Origin of the sequence: Brevundimonas sp., assembly GCF_050729455.1 — a bacterium.
In the GTDB taxonomy this organism is placed as follows: Bacteria; Pseudomonadota; Alphaproteobacteria; order Caulobacterales; family Caulobacteraceae; genus Brevundimonas.
This window is the reverse complement of the sequence record NZ_JBOHLI010000025.1, coordinates 26,999-41,660: the sequence shown is the minus strand read 5'-3', so window position 1 is coordinate 41,660 and position 14,662 is coordinate 26,999. Positions and strand designations below refer to the sequence as shown.

General features: G+C 69.6%; 19 protein-coding genes and 1 tRNA gene. 3 read left to right on the top strand and 17 right to left on the bottom strand.

All coding sequences use genetic code 11. The features are described from left to right. From ACREEF_RS08330 to hppD, 12 genes are all read right to left on the bottom strand, one after another. Positions 1-636: HlyD family secretion protein (locus ACREEF_RS08330; RefSeq protein WP_431565130.1), on the bottom strand; the 636-nt coding region annotated here is incomplete at its 3' end. Positions 637-649: 13 nt separating this feature from the next. Then, positions 650-2,338 (bottom strand): MFS transporter, encoded by a 1,689-nt coding sequence (locus ACREEF_RS08325; RefSeq protein ID WP_431565129.1) that lies wholly within the window; start codon positions 2,336-2,338, stop codon positions 650-652. Continuing rightward, positions 2,335-2,898, bottom strand: a complete 564-nt coding sequence (locus ACREEF_RS08320; protein ID WP_431565128.1) for a TetR/AcrR family transcriptional regulator — start codon at positions 2,896-2,898, stop codon at positions 2,335-2,337. The genes ACREEF_RS08325 and ACREEF_RS08320 overlap by 4 nt, the downstream gene beginning before the upstream one ends. A gap of 193 nt (positions 2,899-3,091) precedes the next feature. Beyond that, positions 3,092-3,176: transfer RNA gene (locus tag ACREEF_RS08315), tRNA-Leu, on the bottom strand. Between the two features lie 76 nt (positions 3,177-3,252). Continuing rightward, the gene (locus ACREEF_RS08310; RefSeq protein ID WP_431565127.1) at positions 3,253-4,092 is read right to left on the bottom strand and encodes a hypothetical protein; all 840 of its coding nucleotides are present in this window, start codon (positions 4,090-4,092) and stop codon (positions 3,253-3,255) included. 157 nt (positions 4,093-4,249) lie between these two features. Continuing rightward, positions 4,250-5,257, bottom strand: coding sequence for a fumarylacetoacetate hydrolase family protein (locus tag ACREEF_RS08305; RefSeq protein ID WP_431565126.1), 1,008 nt, complete (start codon positions 5,255-5,257; stop codon positions 4,250-4,252). 67 nt (positions 5,258-5,324) lie between these two features. Beyond that, complete coding sequence (locus ACREEF_RS08300) at positions 5,325-5,615, bottom strand: hypothetical protein (protein WP_431565125.1); 291 nt, start codon at positions 5,613-5,615, stop codon at positions 5,325-5,327. After that, positions 5,606-6,076, bottom strand: a complete 471-nt coding sequence (locus ACREEF_RS08295; protein ID WP_431565124.1) for a methyltransferase family protein — start codon at positions 6,074-6,076, stop codon at positions 5,606-5,608. The genes ACREEF_RS08300 and ACREEF_RS08295 overlap by 10 nt, the downstream gene beginning before the upstream one ends. Continuing rightward, positions 6,073-6,441, bottom strand: a complete 369-nt coding sequence (locus tag ACREEF_RS08290; RefSeq protein ID WP_431565123.1) for a cupin domain-containing protein — start codon at positions 6,439-6,441, stop codon at positions 6,073-6,075. The genes ACREEF_RS08295 and ACREEF_RS08290 overlap by 4 nt, the downstream gene beginning before the upstream one ends. Further along, on the bottom strand, positions 6,438-7,517 hold the full coding sequence (locus tag ACREEF_RS08285; RefSeq protein WP_431565122.1) for an isoaspartyl peptidase/L-asparaginase family protein: 1,080 nt from the start codon (positions 7,515-7,517) through the stop codon (positions 6,438-6,440). Before ACREEF_RS08285 ends, ACREEF_RS08290 begins: the two co-directional genes overlap by 4 nt. Before the next feature lie 27 nt (positions 7,518-7,544). Then, positions 7,545-7,730, bottom strand: coding sequence for a hypothetical protein (locus ACREEF_RS08280; protein WP_431565121.1), 186 nt, complete (start codon positions 7,728-7,730; stop codon positions 7,545-7,547). Continuing rightward, positions 7,731-8,816: a 4-hydroxyphenylpyruvate dioxygenase gene (hppD, locus tag ACREEF_RS08275; protein ID WP_431565120.1), complete on the bottom strand. Its 1,086-nt coding sequence runs from the start codon at positions 8,814-8,816 to the stop codon at positions 7,731-7,733. Between the two features lie 205 nt (positions 8,817-9,021). Here hppD and ACREEF_RS08270 point away from each other — a divergent pair, with 205 nt between their 5' ends. The 3 genes from ACREEF_RS08270 to ACREEF_RS08260 are packed head-to-tail and all read left to right on the top strand — an operon-like array spanning position 9,022 to position 10,780. After that, entirely contained in the window at positions 9,022-9,603 is a 582-nt protein-coding gene (locus tag ACREEF_RS08270; RefSeq protein ID WP_431565119.1) for a YqaA family protein, read from the top strand. 36 nt (positions 9,604-9,639) lie between these two features. Further along, a complete protein-coding gene (locus ACREEF_RS08265) occupies positions 9,640-10,179 on the top strand; it encodes a disulfide bond formation protein B (protein ID WP_431565118.1) in 540 nt (179 codons plus the stop codon). Between the two features lie 10 nt (positions 10,180-10,189). After that, positions 10,190-10,780: a demethoxyubiquinone hydroxylase family protein gene (locus ACREEF_RS08260; protein ID WP_431565117.1), complete on the top strand. Its 591-nt coding sequence runs from the start codon at positions 10,190-10,192 to the stop codon at positions 10,778-10,780. 9 nt (positions 10,781-10,789) lie between these two features. Here the strand turns inward: ACREEF_RS08260 and ACREEF_RS08255 are convergent, their stop codons facing one another. The 5 genes from ACREEF_RS08255 to ACREEF_RS08235 form a co-directional block, all read right to left on the bottom strand. Beyond that, the gene (locus ACREEF_RS08255; RefSeq protein ID WP_431565116.1) at positions 10,790-11,761 is read right to left on the bottom strand and encodes an esterase-like activity of phytase family protein; all 972 of its coding nucleotides are present in this window, start codon (positions 11,759-11,761) and stop codon (positions 10,790-10,792) included. Beyond that, a complete protein-coding gene (gene cobT / locus ACREEF_RS08250; protein WP_431565115.1) occupies positions 11,758-13,629 on the bottom strand; it encodes a cobaltochelatase subunit CobT in 1,872 nt (623 codons plus the stop codon). The genes ACREEF_RS08255 and cobT overlap by 4 nt, the downstream gene beginning before the upstream one ends. A 71-nt stretch (positions 13,630-13,700) precedes the next feature. After that, positions 13,701-13,991 carry a hypothetical protein gene (locus tag ACREEF_RS08245; protein ID WP_431565114.1) on the bottom strand — a complete coding sequence of 97 codons (291 nt, stop codon included), beginning with the start codon at positions 13,989-13,991 and terminating at the stop codon, positions 13,701-13,703. A gap of 91 nt (positions 13,992-14,082) precedes the next feature. After that, a complete protein-coding gene (locus ACREEF_RS08240) occupies positions 14,083-14,328 on the bottom strand; it encodes a hypothetical protein (protein WP_431565113.1) in 246 nt (81 codons plus the stop codon). A 29-nt stretch (positions 14,329-14,357) separates the two neighbouring features. Further along, the gene (locus ACREEF_RS08235; RefSeq protein ID WP_431565112.1) at positions 14,358-14,651 is read right to left on the bottom strand and encodes a hypothetical protein; all 294 of its coding nucleotides are present in this window, start codon (positions 14,649-14,651) and stop codon (positions 14,358-14,360) included. Positions 14,652-14,662 lie beyond the last annotated feature (11 nt).

The window sequence follows — 14,662 nt, the reverse complement described above, 5'->3', positions numbered from 1 at the left end:
GGTGACGCCGGTCTGGGCCACGCCCTCGGCGGCGCGGGCGGCGGCCAGCTGGGCCTCGGCGGCGCGCAGGGCGTTCTGGGCCGCGTCCACCTGGGCCTGGGCGACCCAGCCGCCGGCGAACAGGGTGCGGACGCGTCGGGCGTCGGCGCGGGCCTTGGCTGCGACGGACTCGGCCCCGGCGATGGAGGCGCGGGTCTGGGCGACCGAGCCGCGCGCGGAGGCCTGGCTCTGGGCCGAGTTGGCCAGGGCCGCCTCGGCCGAGTGCAACGCCGCCTGCGCCTGACCCAGCCGCTGACGATAGATGCGGTCGTCGATGGTCGCCAGCAACTGGCCCTGCCGCACGGTCTGGAAGTCCTGCGCCTCGACGGAAGTGACATAGCCGCTGACCTGCGGGCTGATGATGGTCACCTGACCGCGCACATAGGCGTTGTCGGTCGTCTGCGGCCCGCCGTCGAAGGGCGGCAGCCGCCAGGCGTGCAGGATCAGACCGACCCCGACGAGCGCGATCAGGACCATCACCACGCTCCACATGACCCGACGTCCGCTGGACGGTTGCGGGGCGACGGCGGGCGGCGGTGCAGCGGGAGCAGCCGGGGCGGCGGCAGGGGCGGCGGGAGGAGGGACGGCGTCGGTCATGGTCGGGTCCGGGTCAGTCGACAGCGGCGGCTGCGGCGGCGGCTTGCGCCGCCTGGCGGTGGGCGGCGCGGCGCGCCTCGATACGGGGGCGGAAATGGTTGAGGGCGACCCAGACGGCGCCCACGGCGGCGGCGCCGAAGATCAGCAGGAAGACGTCGTCGTAGGCCAGGACCTGGGCCTGCTGGCTGACCTGCTGCTGCAACAGGCGAAGGGCCGCGCCCTGTCTCTGGGCCGCGTCGCCGATCGTGTGGGCGTAGGCCCCGCCCAGCTGCTGCAGCCGCAGCACCACCTCGGGATCGCCCAGGTCGATGTGCTCGGCCAGCTGGTTGGAATGATACTTCTCGCGGATCGTCTGGACCGTGCCGACCAGGGCCGAGCCCATCAGGCCGCCGATGTTCTGGCCGATGGAGAAGACGACGATGAAGCTGACCATGTTCTTGCCCCCGCCCTGCAACACCTTGCCGAAGCCGATGATCATGGTCGGGCCGATGAAGAAGGCGGCGGCGAAGGCCAGCAGCGCCTGACTGAAATAGAGGTTCGCCGGCCGCGTCAGCACCGTCGCATGACTGTCCATGAAGGCGCCGACGGCGATCAGGCCGAGCGCGATCGAGATGGGCTTCCACAGCTTGGTCGGGTTCAGCGTCAGGGCGCTGACGGCCGTTCCCGCCGCCGTGGCGAACAGCATGACCCAGAACAGACCGCGCATCTGGTCATTGCCCAGACCCATCTGCTGCAGGAAGCCGACCGCCCCCGTCGTCTGTTCCGACAGAACGATCCGCACGAGGACGATGGCCAGGATCAGCCGCACCAGATCGCGCCCGGCCAGCCACTTCAGGTCGATCAAGGGATTGGTGCGATTGTATTCGATGACGACGGCGGCGGTCAGCAGGATCAGGGCGCCGATCAGGGCCCAGCCGATCCACGCCGCCTCGGTCCACCAGACGATCCGGCCCAGCCCCAGCACGGCGGTCAGCAGGGCCACCCCCGGCGCGAACAGGGCGAAGGTGACGAAGTCCAGCTTCTCGAAGGTCTTGACCCGCTGCGACGGCGGCATCTTCAGGGCGAAGACGGCGGGCAGGGCGATCAGCACCAGCCCCAAGTCGAACATATAGACCGCTCGCCACAGGTCATGATCCAGCAGGTGCCCGACCCCCAGCCGCGCCAGGGGAATGGCCAGACTGGACAGGCCGACGCCGATGATGATGCCCTTGAGACGGTGCTGCGCCGGGAAGGCCTGGATGATGTAGAGGATGCCCAGGGTCGACATCCCGGCCGCCGCAATCCCGGCGATGCCGCGCACCACCGGGGTCGAGCCGAAGTCCTCGAGAAACAGGTGCGCCGCCGCAGTCGCCAGAAAGACCATCAGCACGATCTCTGTGAACAGCCGCAGCCCGTACTGCATCCGGAACTTGACCAGCAGCAGGTTCATGCAGGCGTTGGTCATGACGAAGACGACCGGCAGCCACGCCGCCTCGGTCGTGGTCACGCCCAGCGATCCGGCCAGTTGGGGAATATTGGCCGTCACCGCCGCATTGCCCAGACTGCCGGTCAGGGCCACCAGAACCCCGACGGCGGCATAGGCCCAGCGCATCGGCGTCGAATGGTCCGGCGTGGCGGGCGATCCGGGCAGGACCGGCCGCTCGTGCGGCTTCAGCGTAGCCAGATACTCGTCCCACGGCAGGCGCCAGTTGCGGCGGCTCATCGGGGCCGCCCCCCTTGCGGCCGCACAGCGTCCAGCACCAGCTCCAGCGTCCGGCGGCTCAGGGCGTCGCGATCCCCGGCGGCGGCCGTGCGTGACGGCGCCCCCAGCATCAGGGCGATGACGCGAATGTCCTCGACCGCCAGATCGGGCCGCACCCGCCCGGCCTTCTGCGACACGGCCAGGGCCTCGCCGCCGGCCTGTTTCAGTCCTGCGCGGATCGGGGCCAGGGCCTCGTCGCGCAGGTCGCGGATGGCGGTCGACAGGCCCGCGCTCTGGATCATCAGCTCGACCATCTGGCCCAGGAACCAGAGGAAGACCTCGGGGTCATCCAGTCGTTCCTTGGTGCGGCGGCCCAGGTCGTCGATCTGACCGACGAAGACCGCCACGGCCAGTTCCGACCGGTCGGCGAAGTTGCGATAGAGGGTCGCCCGCCCCACGCCCGCGCGCTCGGCGATAACGTGCAGCGGCGTGTCCAGCCCGTCGCGCGCGAAGGCTTCGGCGGCGGCTTTCAGCAGCGCCTCGCGGCGTTCAGCGGCGTCTTTTCTCAAAGGACGGGTCATGAAGATCGCCAAGTGGACACTCGTGTCCGCTTAATCAAGCCGGATCGAACTCATTCTTTGTTTCATCGTGTGCAGGGCGCGCGAAATCCTCCTCGCCAAGCGGAATGCGCCAGAACGGCCAGGGCTGCGTTCCGGGCGATGGCGATGTCAGGAGGCAAGAGGAGGAAGGCGCCGACAGGCGCTCATCCAGACGTGGTGCGGGTGGCCGGGCTCGAACCGGCACTCCTCTCGGAACAGGATTTTGAATCCAGCGCGTCTACCAATTCCACCACACCCGCACAGGTCTGGGAGGCCGCGCAATCTAGCGGCGGAAACCGCCGGGTCAATCTCTGAACTGCAGCGCCGGGAGCGAGCTTATTCGCTGCGACCACCGCGAATTCTGGCCCCCGTTGTTCCCATGCTGTCGCCCATGCGGAAGTTGGTGCGATAGACGATTCGGGTCAGCGGCACGGGGCCGCCGTCGCGGTTTTCCAGCCGGCCTGATTGCGCGGCCTTCAGCACGGCGGCGCCGAAACCGCCGTTGGCCGGAAACTCGGTTTCCACGACGCAGTCCGACACGCGCCCGTCCGGGCGCGCCAGGCAGGTCGCAACGGCGAAGCCGGCGGTGAAGGTGCGGCCTTCGGGATAGTCGGTTTCCGGCATTCTCCGCCAGGCGATATCGACCGGCAGGCCATCGTCTCCCAGCGCCTTTAATTCCTCGTCGCGAGGGTCGACCAGGGGGCGTCCGCAAGCGCTCAGGGTTTGATCGATCGCCGCGTTGGACGGGGGCAGGTCGACGACGTAACGCAGGTTGCCCCCGTTCTCGGCGCCCCCGGCGACGACGACCTGCATTCGACCGCCCTCGCGCATACTCCGCGCCAGTGGGGCAGGCAGCTCGGCGAAGGCGACATGGCGGTTATCGCCGATCATGAACCCCTCGTCCGAGACCGGCTTGTCGCCGAAGCCGACGCCGAGCACGCGCCGCGCGCTCATCAGGTCGCGTGCCGCCGGGGCCTCGGGCAGGCCGCCGATCAGGACCTGAAACGTGTCCGCCTGGCATCGCGCGGCGAGCAGCAAGCCGTTGTCGAACTCGGTATGGGCGAGCGTCAGCCTGTCCTCGGGCTTGACCGTGAGCGCCCAGTCGTCGGCTGCGTCCTGAGCCAGGGCGGGCGGAGCGATGGCGAGCGAGGTCGCCAGAACGAGCGCGGTCTTCATGCCGCAGCCTCTACACGATGATCGACGATATCGGCCAGCAGGCGCGGAAACGCTCCACAGGCTTGGCCGTGACCCTGCACGAAGGCGAAGATCAGGCCTCGGGCTCGCCTTTGTCGTCCTTGGGCGGGCGCCGCCGGGGCGGCGCCCGCCTGACGGATCAGGCCGGTTGCACCGTCTGTTCGATGGCGCCGAAGATGGTGTGGTGCTTGTCGTCCAGCATCTCGATGCGGACGGTGTCGCCGTGCTTGAGGAAGGGGGTCTTGGCCTCGCCGGTCAGGATGGTCTCGACGGTGCGGACCTCGGCGATGCAGGAATAGCCCAGACCGCCGTCGGCCACCGGCTTGCCCGGGCCGCCGTCAGCGTCCTTGTTCGACACCGTGCCCGAGCCGATGATCGACCCGGCGATCAGGGCGCGGGTCTTGGCCAGGTGGGCGATCAGCACGCCGAAGTCGAAGGTCATGTCCACGCCCGCGTCGGCCTGACCGAAGTCCTTGCCGTTCAGCTGCACCGACAGGGCGCCCGACAGCTTGCCGTCCTTCCAGCGGTCGCCCAGCACGTCGGGCGTGACGAAGACCGGCGACAGGGCGCTGGCCGGCTTGGACTGGACGAAGCCGAAGCCCTTGGCCAGTTCGCCGGGGATCAGGTTGCGAAGGCTGACGTCGTTGACCAGGCCGACCAGACGGATCGAGGCCAGGGCCTCGTCGCGGCTGGCGCCCAGGGGCACGTCGCCGGTCACGACCACGATCTCGGCCTCCAGGTCGCAGCCCCAGGCCTCGTCCTTCAGCGGGATGGCGTCGCGCGGACCCATGAAGTGGTCGGAGCCGCCCTGATACATCAGCGGGTCGGTCCAGAAGGTCGCCGGCATCTCGGCGTTGCGGGCTTTGCGCACCAGTTCGACGTGGTTCACATAGGCCGAGCCGTCAGCCCACTGATAGGCGCGGGGCAGGGGAGCGGCGGCGTCGCGCTCGTGGAAGCGGCCGCGCGGCACGGCTTCGTGCTCAAGGCTTTCGGCCAGGGCCCGCAGCAGGGGCTCGCAGTGGTCCCAGTCATCCAGCGCCGCCTGCAGCGTGGGGGCGATCAGGAAGGCGTCCGTGAACCAGTTCAGGTCGTTGGAGACGACGACGAGGCGGCCGTCAAGGCCGTGCTTGAGCGAGGCGAGTTTCATAGGGCGAAGCTAGTCTTGGGCGAGAGGATTGGGAAGCGGAGACATGACCGGCGCGGACGCCGTTCGATCAACTATTCGGGGGCGAGATGACAGCGCGGGCTTCGGCCCCGGTACGAAGGGCCGGGTCGCGCACCTCGACCTCGACGGTGATGGCGCCGGCGGGCTCATGCGCCCACAGGTAGCGGCGCTCGATCTCGACCGCCCGGCCGGACGGGGCCATGCCCTCATAGGTGTCGCCCCACGGCGTGATCGCCTTCATCTCGACCCACAAAAGGCCGCAGGCGGCGTCCAGCTCCTCGATGGCCATTTCCGACAGTTCGTCGGCGTGCGGGGCGGGGATGTTGGGGGTCACAGCCATCGGCGGACCTTTCCTTTGTAGGCTTCGTATTCGGCGCCGAATTTCGCCGTCAGATAGCGCTCCTCGCGGGCGATGACGAAGCGGTCGACCACGATCAGACAGGGAACCAGCAGGGCCAGGGCGACCGGACTGTCCATGGCCACGGCGAACCCGGCGTAGGTGATGGCGAAGCCGACATAGATGGGGTTGCGGCTGTAATGATAGAGGCCGCCCGTCGCCAGGGCCGTGGTCGGCTTCCACGGCTCGGGCGGGGTGCCCAGACGGCGGAAGGTCCCCGCCGCGATCCCGTCCAGCAGCAGGCCGCCGATCACCAGGACGAAGGCCAGGCCGCGCCGCAGATCGACGTCGAGGCCCAGCGACGGCTCGCTGACCAGCCGCCCGATCACGAACCCGGCCAGCAGGAAGCCGAGATAGATCAGCGGCGGCGGGGCGATGACGCCCGGGTGGTCGCGTGTCGTCATATGGTTTGCCCCGTCGGCGCGGTGAAGTCGGAGGTCGGGGCGTCGCCGGTGTTGATCACCTCGGACGGCTCGAAGATCATCACCTCGGCTTCCTCGTCGGCGGCGGTGCGATGCTCGACGCCGCGCGGCACGACGATGAACTGGCCGGGCTCCAGCGTTTCCACGCGGTCGCGGAACTCGACCCGGAACCGGCCTTTCCAGACCAGGAACATCTCCTCGGCGTCCGCGTGGCTGTGCCAGGGGAAGACCCCCTGGACCTTGACCAGTCGCACGTCCTGCCCGTTCAGCTGCGCGGCGACGCGCGGCCGCCAGTGGTCGGAAAAGCCGCCGAACTTCTGCTCCAGATCGACGACCTTGCCGGTCATCGTGGGGCTTCCTCGTCGGCGTAGATGGCGACGCGCGAGGCGCGGCCCGACCCGGCCTCGCCGCGATACATCCCCGAGGTGTTCATCGAGAAGGCGACCGCGCCGTCCTTGCCCATGACGATGACGCCGCCGTCGCCGCCGATCGAGCCGACGTCCGCGATCTCGGCGTCGGCCGCGGCCTGGACGCCCATGCCCTCGGCCGTGCGGTGGCAGATGTCGCGCGCCACGGTGGCGCGGATGAAGTACTCGCCCGAGCCGGTGGCCGAGACGGCGCAGCCGTCGGCGTTGGAGGCGTAGGTGCCCGCGCCGATCACCGGCACGTCGCCGACCCGGCCCCATTGCTTGGCGGTCATGCCGCCGGTCGAGGTCGCCGCCGCCAGTCGCCCCTGGCTGTCCAGGGCCACGGCGCCGACCGTGCCGAACTTGCGCTCGTCCAGCGGGGCTTCGTTGAGGGAGGCCAGGGGAACCGGCCGGGCCAGGGTCGCCGGTTCCGGCGGGGCGCCCGCCGGGCGCGGCGGCAGGGGCAGGCCCTTGTCGCGCAGGGCCTTCAACAGGGCCTGCCAGCGGCTCTCGGTGAAGAAGAAGCCCGGCTCGACCTGTTCCAGACCGACTGAGGCGGCGAAGCTCTCGGCGCCCTCGCCGATCAGCATGACGTGGGGCGATCGCTCCATCACCGCGCGGGCCGCCGCGATCGGGTGGCGGGTGCGGGTCAGGCCGGCCACGGCCCCGGCGCTGCGGTCGACGCCGTTCATCACGGCGGCGTCCAGCTCATTCTTGCCGGCGGCGGTGAAGACCGCCCCGCGCCCGGCGTTGAACAGGGGATTGTCCTCCATGGTTTCGACCGCCGCCTGAACCGCGTCCAGAGCCGAGCCGCCGTTGGCCAGCACCGCCGAGCCGGCGTCCAGCGCCGCCTGAAGCCCCGCGCGATAGGCGGCGTCGCGTTCCGGGCTCAGGCCGGCGCGCTCGATGACGCCGGCGCCGCCGTGGATGGCCAGCGACCATTGCGGGGCCTCTTGCGCGAACGCGGGCGACGCCAGCAGGGTCAGGGCGGCTGCGGCGGTCAGGACGGATTTCATCGGCGGTTCCCCGGTTGACGGCGCCCCTCAGCGCCGGTGGTGCAGTCGCTTCCAGACGCGGTAGCCCAGGATGGGGGCGAAGCCGCAGACCAGCGCCGCCAGCAGCACCACCCAGAAGCCTCCCCCCAGCCAGTATTCCCCGGCCAGCGCCCCGGCCCCGGCCGCCAGAAGCGGGCCGAGCCAGGGCAGCCAGTGCGGCGGCCGGACCTTCATTCAGGCGTCGACCTTGATGACGCCGCGACGGATCTGGTCCAGCTCGATCGAGTCGAACAGGGCCTGGAAGTTGCCGTTGCCGAAGCCTTCGTTGCCCTTGCGCTGGATGATCTCGAAGAAGATCGGGCCGAAGGTGTCCTGGGTGAATATCTGCAGCAGCAGGCCTTCCTCGTCCGAACCGTCGATCAGGATGCGGTTCTTGCGCATCCGTTCAACGTCCTCGCCGTGGTGCGGCAGACGCTTGTCGATCAGTTCGAAATAGGTCTCGATCGTGTCCTGGAAGGCCACGCCGCGCGCCTTCATGGCCTCGACCGTCTCGTAGATATTGGCCGTCGTCAGGGCGATGTGCTGGATGCCCTCGCCGTTGTAGCGACGCAGGAACTCTTCGATCTGCGAGTTGTCGTCCTGGCTCTCGTTCAGCGGGATGCGGATGGCGCGGTCGGGCGCGATCATGGCCTGCGAGAACAGGCCGGTCGCCTTGCCCTTGATGTCGAAATACTTCTGCTCTTCGAAGTTGAAGACCTGGCCATAGAAGCCCGACCAGGTGCGCATCTCGCCGCGACGCACGTTGTGGGTCAGGTGGTCCAGCACCTCGAGGCCCATGGAGTTCTTGCGCTCGGCCTCTTCCCAGCCCTCGATCTCGTCCCAGGCGTCATAGAGCGAGCCGTGCTCGCCGTACTGGTCGATGACATAGAGCAGCGAACCGCCGATGCCTTGCAGGATGTAGGGATAGTCGGCGCCCAGCGCCCCGCCGTGCACGCCCTCGGCCTTGCGGGCGCCGCGTTCCAGCGCGCCCTCATAGGCGGCCCTGGCGTCGGCGACGCGGAAGGCCATGCCGTTGGCCGAGGGGCCGTGGTCACGGGCGAAGTCCGCCGCCTGGCCCTTGGGCGTGCGGTTGACCAGCATGGTGATGTCGCCCTGTTTCAGGCGCACCGCGTCGGTGGTCGGGTTCACATGGGTCCGGGTGAAGCCCATCAGCTCCAGCCGGGCGATCATGGATTCCGGCTCGGGTCCGGTGAATTCGACGAATTCGAAACCGTCCACGCCCAGCGGGTTTTCCTGATCGAGTTTGGCGGCGTCATTCATGACGCGTCTCCTCTGACTGTCTTTTGGGGCGGCCCATTCTTCAGGCTTGGGCCGCCGATTGGGGCGGAACCTAATGGGCGCCCCCCGTCGGGCGCAAGGCGGGGCTGGTCTGAAACGGCACACGTTGCGGTGTCGCAGCCGCCGATCAGCGGGTGCGCGCGGCGTTTCGGCCTGCTAGAGCCGTCGGCTCAACCGGGACGCCTGTATGCTTCGCAAGCTCTATGACTGGGTCTTCTCTCTGGCCCGCCATCGTCACGCGACCCGGTCGCTGGCCGTGGTCTCCTTCGCGGAAAGCTCCTTCTTCCCCATTCCGCCGGACGTCATGCTGGCCCCCATGGTGCTGGCCAGGCCCGAGCGCGCCTACTTCTACGCCACGGTCTGCACGATCGCCTCGGTGCTGGGCGGCCTGCTGGGCTACGCCATCGGCTATTTCCTCGAGCCTGTCGGGATGTGGATTCTGTCCCTGCTGGGCAAGGCGGATGCGTTCGAGGCCTCCAAGGCCCTGTTCCAGCAGCACGGCGCCTGGGTCATTCTGATCAAGGGCCTGACCCCCATCCCGTTCAAGCTGATCACCATCGCCTCGGGCATTTTCCAGTTCAATCTGGCGCTGTTCATCGCCCTGTGCGTCGTCACGCGCGGCGCCCGCTTCTTCCTGGTGGCCTTCGTGCTGAAACGCTGGGGCGAGCCGATGCTGGCCGTCATCGAGAAAAGGCTGGCGCTGTTCACCGTGCTTTTCCTGGTTCTGCTGGTCGGCGCCTTCTTTGCGGTCAGGCTGATCGGACACTGATCGACGCCGGGCCCGGCTGCGTCTAAGAAAGGCACCATGTCGCGCCTTTACCTCCTCCTGACCCGCTGGTGGACCGCCTTTGCGCTGGCGGCGTCGCTGGCCATGCTGGCCGCCGCCCACGCTTTCGAGCGGTTCGGGGGCATGGACCCGTGCAACCTCTGCCTCAAGCAGCGCGAGGTCTACTGGGCCGCCGTCGCCATCGCCGGGGCGGCCACCTTCTGGGCCGTGCTGAGCCGCGCCAGCCGCGGCACGCCGCGTATCGCCTCCTTCCTGCTGGCCGCCGTCTTCTTCACCGGGGCGATCACCGCCGGCTTCCACGCGGGCGGCGAGTTGAAATGGTGGGCGCTTCCGGCGACCTGCATGGCGGGCAATCCGGCCGACTTCAGCCTGGAGGGGTTGAACGCCCTGGCCGCCGGCACCGCCGAGATCAAGCCCATCGTCGGCTGCGACGCCGTGTCGTGGAGCCTGTTCGGGATTTCGATGGCCGGCTGGAACTTCTTCATCTCGCTGGCGCTGGCCGTCTTCAGCCTGCTGGCGGCGAAACGTCCCAAGGACGCGCGCGCGCCCAGAGGGTAAAGAGGCGATCATGACCGAGGCATCCGACACCGTCGCCGCCGCCCGCCGCATTCCCCTGCCGCGTCCCGGCGTGGGCCAGACCCGCGCCCGCATGGCCGAAATCCTGCGCGTCGACCACGCGGGCGAGTTCGCCGCCGTCCACATCTACCGCGCCCAGCGCGCCGTGCTGGAAGGCCGCAAGGGCAAGGCCGCCATCGCCGCCGACCTGACCGAGATGGAGGGCCACGAGGCCGTCCACCTGGCGCGGTTCGAGGCCCTGCTGACCGAACACCGGGTGCGCCCGACGGCCATGATCCCGCTGTGGAAGCTGGCCGCCACGGCGCTCGGCGCGGGCACCGCCCTGATCAGTGAGAAGGCCGCCCACGCCTGCACCGAGGCGGTCGAGAGCGTCATCGAGCAGCACTACGCCGACCAGATCGAGGAGGTCCGCGAACGCGACCCCGAACTGGCCGCCGAACTGACCAAGTTCCGTGAAGAGGAACTGGCTCACCACGATCACGCCGTCGCGCACGGCAGCCGCGAGGCCCCGGCCTACCGCTTGCTCTCGAGCGTCATCAAGGTCGGCTGCAAGGCGGCCATCAAGATCAGCGAACGGATCTGACGCGCCGCTCTAGCGGACGTCGAACGCCAGCATCATGGTCCGCTGCACGGCGTTGAAATTGTCGTCGGACAGGATGTAGAGCCGCGTCCGGTCGCCGCGCCGCTCGGCCGCGATGCCCTCGAAATTATCCGTCGTGCCCGGCAGCTTCAGTTCGACCAGCACCGGCCCCAACGTCCCGTCCGTCGCCATGCGCCGCACCCGCGCCCGCACGTCGACCGGGGCGCGATAGGACCGCTGCACCACGAACCAGCCGCCCGCCGGGTCGCGGTCCATGCCGGTGATGCGATAGTCGCTTTCGGCCAGCGGCGTCTCGGGCGGCGCGCTCACCACGGCGCAGCGCGCGGCCGAACAGTCCCAGACCCCGCCGGATTCGCCCGCCGCCCGCCAGCCGTCGCCGGACGCCGCCAGCCCCTCCATCCCGTCGTTCTCGGGGAAGGGGACGTCGGGCCGCCGCACGGCTTGCGGCGTCTGCAGCGCGGCCAAGGGGCCGTAGTTCCAGATGCGGTGGTCGCGCTCGAAGCTGACCAACAGGTCGCCGCCTGCGGTGACGGCCAGCCCCTCGGCGTCGCCCTCGGCCTTCTGGCTGATCGGCGTTCCGTCCATCAGGGTCAGACGGCGCACCCGCAGGCCCTCCAGCCCGATCAGCCGCCCGCGCCGGTCCAGCGCCAGCGTCCCGCGCGCCAGATCGCCGACGTCGGACACGGCGATGAAGCCGCCGTCGCCGGTCAGCTTCAGGTCCGACAGGCTGTGCAGCGGCGAGTCGGTTCCCGCCAGAACGGTCACGCCCCCGGCGTAGCGCACGCCCCGGGCCAGAACCGCCCGGCCCGGCCAGCCCAGACCGACCGCGCGGGTCGAGGCCTCGACCGCGCTCCAGCCGACCGTCTCGATCGTCGGCGTCCACGGACGCGACGTCACCACCGCGCTGGCGCAGGCGGCCAGCGTCAGCGCCGCCAGGGCCGCGACATAGATCCGTCGGTTCACGCCGCGCGCTTCCTCGGGGTTTTGGTCACCGCCTTGGGCTTGGCCTCGAACAGTTCGGCCAGCTTCTCGGTCATGACCCCGGCCAGCTGCTCGACGTCGACGATGGTCACGGCGCGGCGATACCAGCGGGTCACGTCGTGGCCGATGCCGATGGCGATCAGTTCCACCGGTGAGCGGGTCTCGATCTGCTCGATGACCTGCCGCAGGTGCTTGTCCAGATAGAGGGCGGCGTTGGCGGATTGCGTCGAGTCGTCAACCGGCGAGCCGTCCGAAATCACCATCAGGATCTGGCGCGACTCGGTGCGCCCCAGCAGCCGCTCGTGCGCCCAGGTCAGGGCCTCGCCGTCGATGTTTTCCTTCAGCAGGCCCTCGCGCATCATCAGGCCCAGGTTCTTCTTGGCCCGGCGCCACGGAGCATCCGCCGATTTGTAGATGATGTGGCGCAGGTCGTTCAGGCGGCCCGGGTTGGCGGGCTTGCCGGCGCTGATCCAGGCCTCGCGGCTCTGCCCGCCCTTCCAGGCGCGGGTGGTGAAGCCCAGGATCTCGACCTTGACCCCGCACCGCTCCAGTGTCCGCGCCAGAATGTCGGCGCAGACCGCCGCCACCATGATCGGCCGCCCGCGCATCGAGCCGGAGTTGTCGATCAGCAGGGTCACGACCGTGTCCCGGAACGGGCTCTCGCTCTCCATCTTGAACGACAGGGGGCTGGTCGGATCGGTGATGACGCGGGTCAGGCGCGCGGTGTCCAGCACGCCTTCTTCCAGATCAAAGGCCCAGCTGCGGCTCTGCTGCGCCATCAGGCGGCGCTGCAACTTGTTGGCCAGGCGCGACACCACGCTCGACAGGGTCGCCAGCTGGGCGTCCAGCAAGGACCGCAGCCGGTCCAGCTCCATCGGATCGCACAGCTCTTCGGCGCCGATGGTCTCGTCGTAGGCGGAGGTGAAGACGCGATAGGCGTCGACGGCGCGGCCGTCGTCCAGGCTGTCCTGACGGTTGGGCAGGGCGCCTTCGTTCAGTTCGGGGCCGTCGTCCGAGGCCTCGCCGTCGGGCTCGGCCGGGGCGCCGTCGGGGCGGGTCTGGCGCTCGTCCTCGGCGGACTGGTCGTCGGCCGTGCCCTCCAGCGACTGGCCGCCTTCGCCGCCGTCCTCTTCTTCCTGTTCCTGTTCGTCGGGCGTGTCCTGCTGTGACTGGTCGGGCTCGTCCTGGCCTTCCTCGTCATTGGCGTCCTCGGCCTGACCGTCGCCGGGATCGAGGTCCAGCGCGCGCAGCACGTCCTTCAGCCTCGCCGCAAAGGCCGTCTGGTCGTCGGCCACGGCGGCCAGGGCGTCCAGTTCCGCGCCCGCCTTCAGCTCCAGATTGGACCGGACCAGATCCAGCATGGTCTTGGCCCCGTCCGGCGCGGGCTCGCCCGTCAGCCGCTCGCGCACCAGAAGGGCGGCCGCCTCGGCCACCGGCACCCGTTCGGCCTCGGCCCGCAGCGCGCCCGACTTCTCCAGCCGGGTCAGCAGGGCCGCGTCCAGATTGCGCCGTACGCCCTTCAGTTCGCGCGCCCCGACCGCCTCGACCCTTGCCTGCTCGACGGCGTCGAAGACCTCGGCCGCCGTCTGGTCCACCGGGCGCAGCCGGGCGTTCAGCCCCTCGTCGTGATTGGCCAGCCGCAGCGCCAGGCGGTCGGCCTGACCGCGCAGGGCCGCGCTCTCGGGCGCGCCCGGATCGCGCGGCGGATGGGGCAGGGTCAGGACGCCGTTGGACAGCCGCGGCCCGTCCGAGCCGAAGGTCACCTCCAGCTCGGCCTGCTCAGCCAGCGCTCGCGCGGCGTGCGCCAGCGCGCGCTTGAAGGTCTCGGCGGGGGTCTCTGCGGCGGCCATGCCCCACACATAGACCACCCCGCGCGCGGGGAAAGGGGGCGTCCGGCCTCGGGGCGCGAAAAGCCCGCGGGCTAGATGCCCTCAGGCATCCTCGCGCCCTGGGATTCGCGCAGACGATCGCCCGCCGAGCGGTCGCGGGCGGAGCTGTTCACCGGGACCATGCGGCAGACGCGCTGCGACAGATTGGAGCCCGCCGTACGCTCCCGGCGGCAGACTTCGCGCATCGGCGCGCCGGGCGGAACAGCCGGGGTCGCGGCGATGATCATGCCGGGGGCGGCGGGCCTTGCCGGCTGGGCGGAGGGCTGCCCCGGGGCCGGATCGAGGGCGAAGGCGGCGAGCGAGGCAAGAAGGATCATGGACATTGGAGACTAGTTTCTTCTGGGGAAAGAGAACTCGGGATAGGCTTGATCAAGGCAAGTATTTGAAGTTGAAAGCTATATCACTTTCATGGGTTCAAAATTTGGCGTCGGCCGACCGCTCCGTCGCGCGCGCCACGGGAACCTGACGGCAGAGATCCTGCGTCACGTTCGAACCGGTCGGCTTGCCGCGATGGCAGACCTCGCGGGTCGCCTCGCCGGGCGCGCCGGCCGAGCGGTCGCGCACCACCCCGCCGACGGGCATGGAAGAAGCCGACTGAACGTGCAGCGGCGCGGCGACGGGGCCGGACAGGGCCAGGGCGAGTAGGGCGGCAGTCAGCATATCAGTTCCTCGTGCTGTAGTTGGATCGATCAGTCGCCTTCGATGCGCCCCAGGCGCTGCATATCCTTCATCATGTCGCTGGCCATGCGTTCGCGCTCGCTGCTGTTCACCGGCACGCGCCGACAGACGCGGCGCTGGATATTGGTGTCCATCGCCCGCTCAAGGCCGCACACCACGCGCGTCGGACCGTCCGGCAGGGACGGGGCCCGCGCCGTGATCACCCTGGCCGGCGAGCGGGGCGCGGGCACGGGGCGCACCGGCGCGACCTCGGTGGCCTCGGGCGACTGGGACAGGGCGAGCATCATCAGGGTCGCAACCAGCATGGGGTCCGATC

Coding starts and splice junctions, on each gene's coding strand:
- ACREEF_RS08325 (WP_431565129.1), bottom strand. CDS start 2,338: ATGAGCCGCCGCAACTGGCGCCTGCCGTGGGACGAGTATCTGGCTACG.
- ACREEF_RS08320 (WP_431565128.1), bottom strand. CDS start 2,898: ATGACCCGTCCTTTGAGAAAAGACGCCGCTGAACGCCGCGAGGCGCTG.
- ACREEF_RS08310 (WP_431565127.1), bottom strand. CDS start 4,092: ATGAAGACCGCGCTCGTTCTGGCGACCTCGCTCGCCATCGCTCCGCCC.
- ACREEF_RS08305 (WP_431565126.1), bottom strand. CDS start 5,257: ATGAAACTCGCCTCGCTCAAGCACGGCCTTGACGGCCGCCTCGTCGTC.
- ACREEF_RS08300 (WP_431565125.1), bottom strand. CDS start 5,615: ATGGCTGTGACCCCCAACATCCCCGCCCCGCACGCCGACGAACTGTCG.
- ACREEF_RS08295 (WP_431565124.1), bottom strand. CDS start 6,076: ATGACGACACGCGACCACCCGGGCGTCATCGCCCCGCCGCCGCTGATC.
- ACREEF_RS08290 (WP_431565123.1), bottom strand. CDS start 6,441: ATGACCGGCAAGGTCGTCGATCTGGAGCAGAAGTTCGGCGGCTTTTCC.
- ACREEF_RS08285 (WP_431565122.1), bottom strand. CDS start 7,517: ATGAAATCCGTCCTGACCGCCGCAGCCGCCCTGACCCTGCTGGCGTCG.
- ACREEF_RS08280 (WP_431565121.1), bottom strand. CDS start 7,730: ATGAAGGTCCGGCCGCCGCACTGGCTGCCCTGGCTCGGCCCGCTTCTG.
- hppD (WP_431565120.1), bottom strand. CDS start 8,816: ATGAATGACGCCGCCAAACTCGATCAGGAAAACCCGCTGGGCGTGGAC.
- ACREEF_RS08270 (WP_431565119.1), top strand. CDS start 9,022: ATGCTTCGCAAGCTCTATGACTGGGTCTTCTCTCTGGCCCGCCATCGT.
- ACREEF_RS08265 (WP_431565118.1), top strand. CDS start 9,640: ATGTCGCGCCTTTACCTCCTCCTGACCCGCTGGTGGACCGCCTTTGCG.
- ACREEF_RS08260 (WP_431565117.1), top strand. CDS start 10,190: ATGACCGAGGCATCCGACACCGTCGCCGCCGCCCGCCGCATTCCCCTG.
- cobT (WP_431565115.1), bottom strand. CDS start 13,629: ATGGCCGCCGCAGAGACCCCCGCCGAGACCTTCAAGCGCGCGCTGGCG.
- ACREEF_RS08245 (WP_431565114.1), bottom strand. CDS start 13,991: ATGTCCATGATCCTTCTTGCCTCGCTCGCCGCCTTCGCCCTCGATCCG.
- ACREEF_RS08240 (WP_431565113.1), bottom strand. CDS start 14,328: ATGCTGACTGCCGCCCTACTCGCCCTGGCCCTGTCCGGCCCCGTCGCC.
- ACREEF_RS08235 (WP_431565112.1), bottom strand. CDS start 14,651: ATGCTGGTTGCGACCCTGATGATGCTCGCCCTGTCCCAGTCGCCCGAG.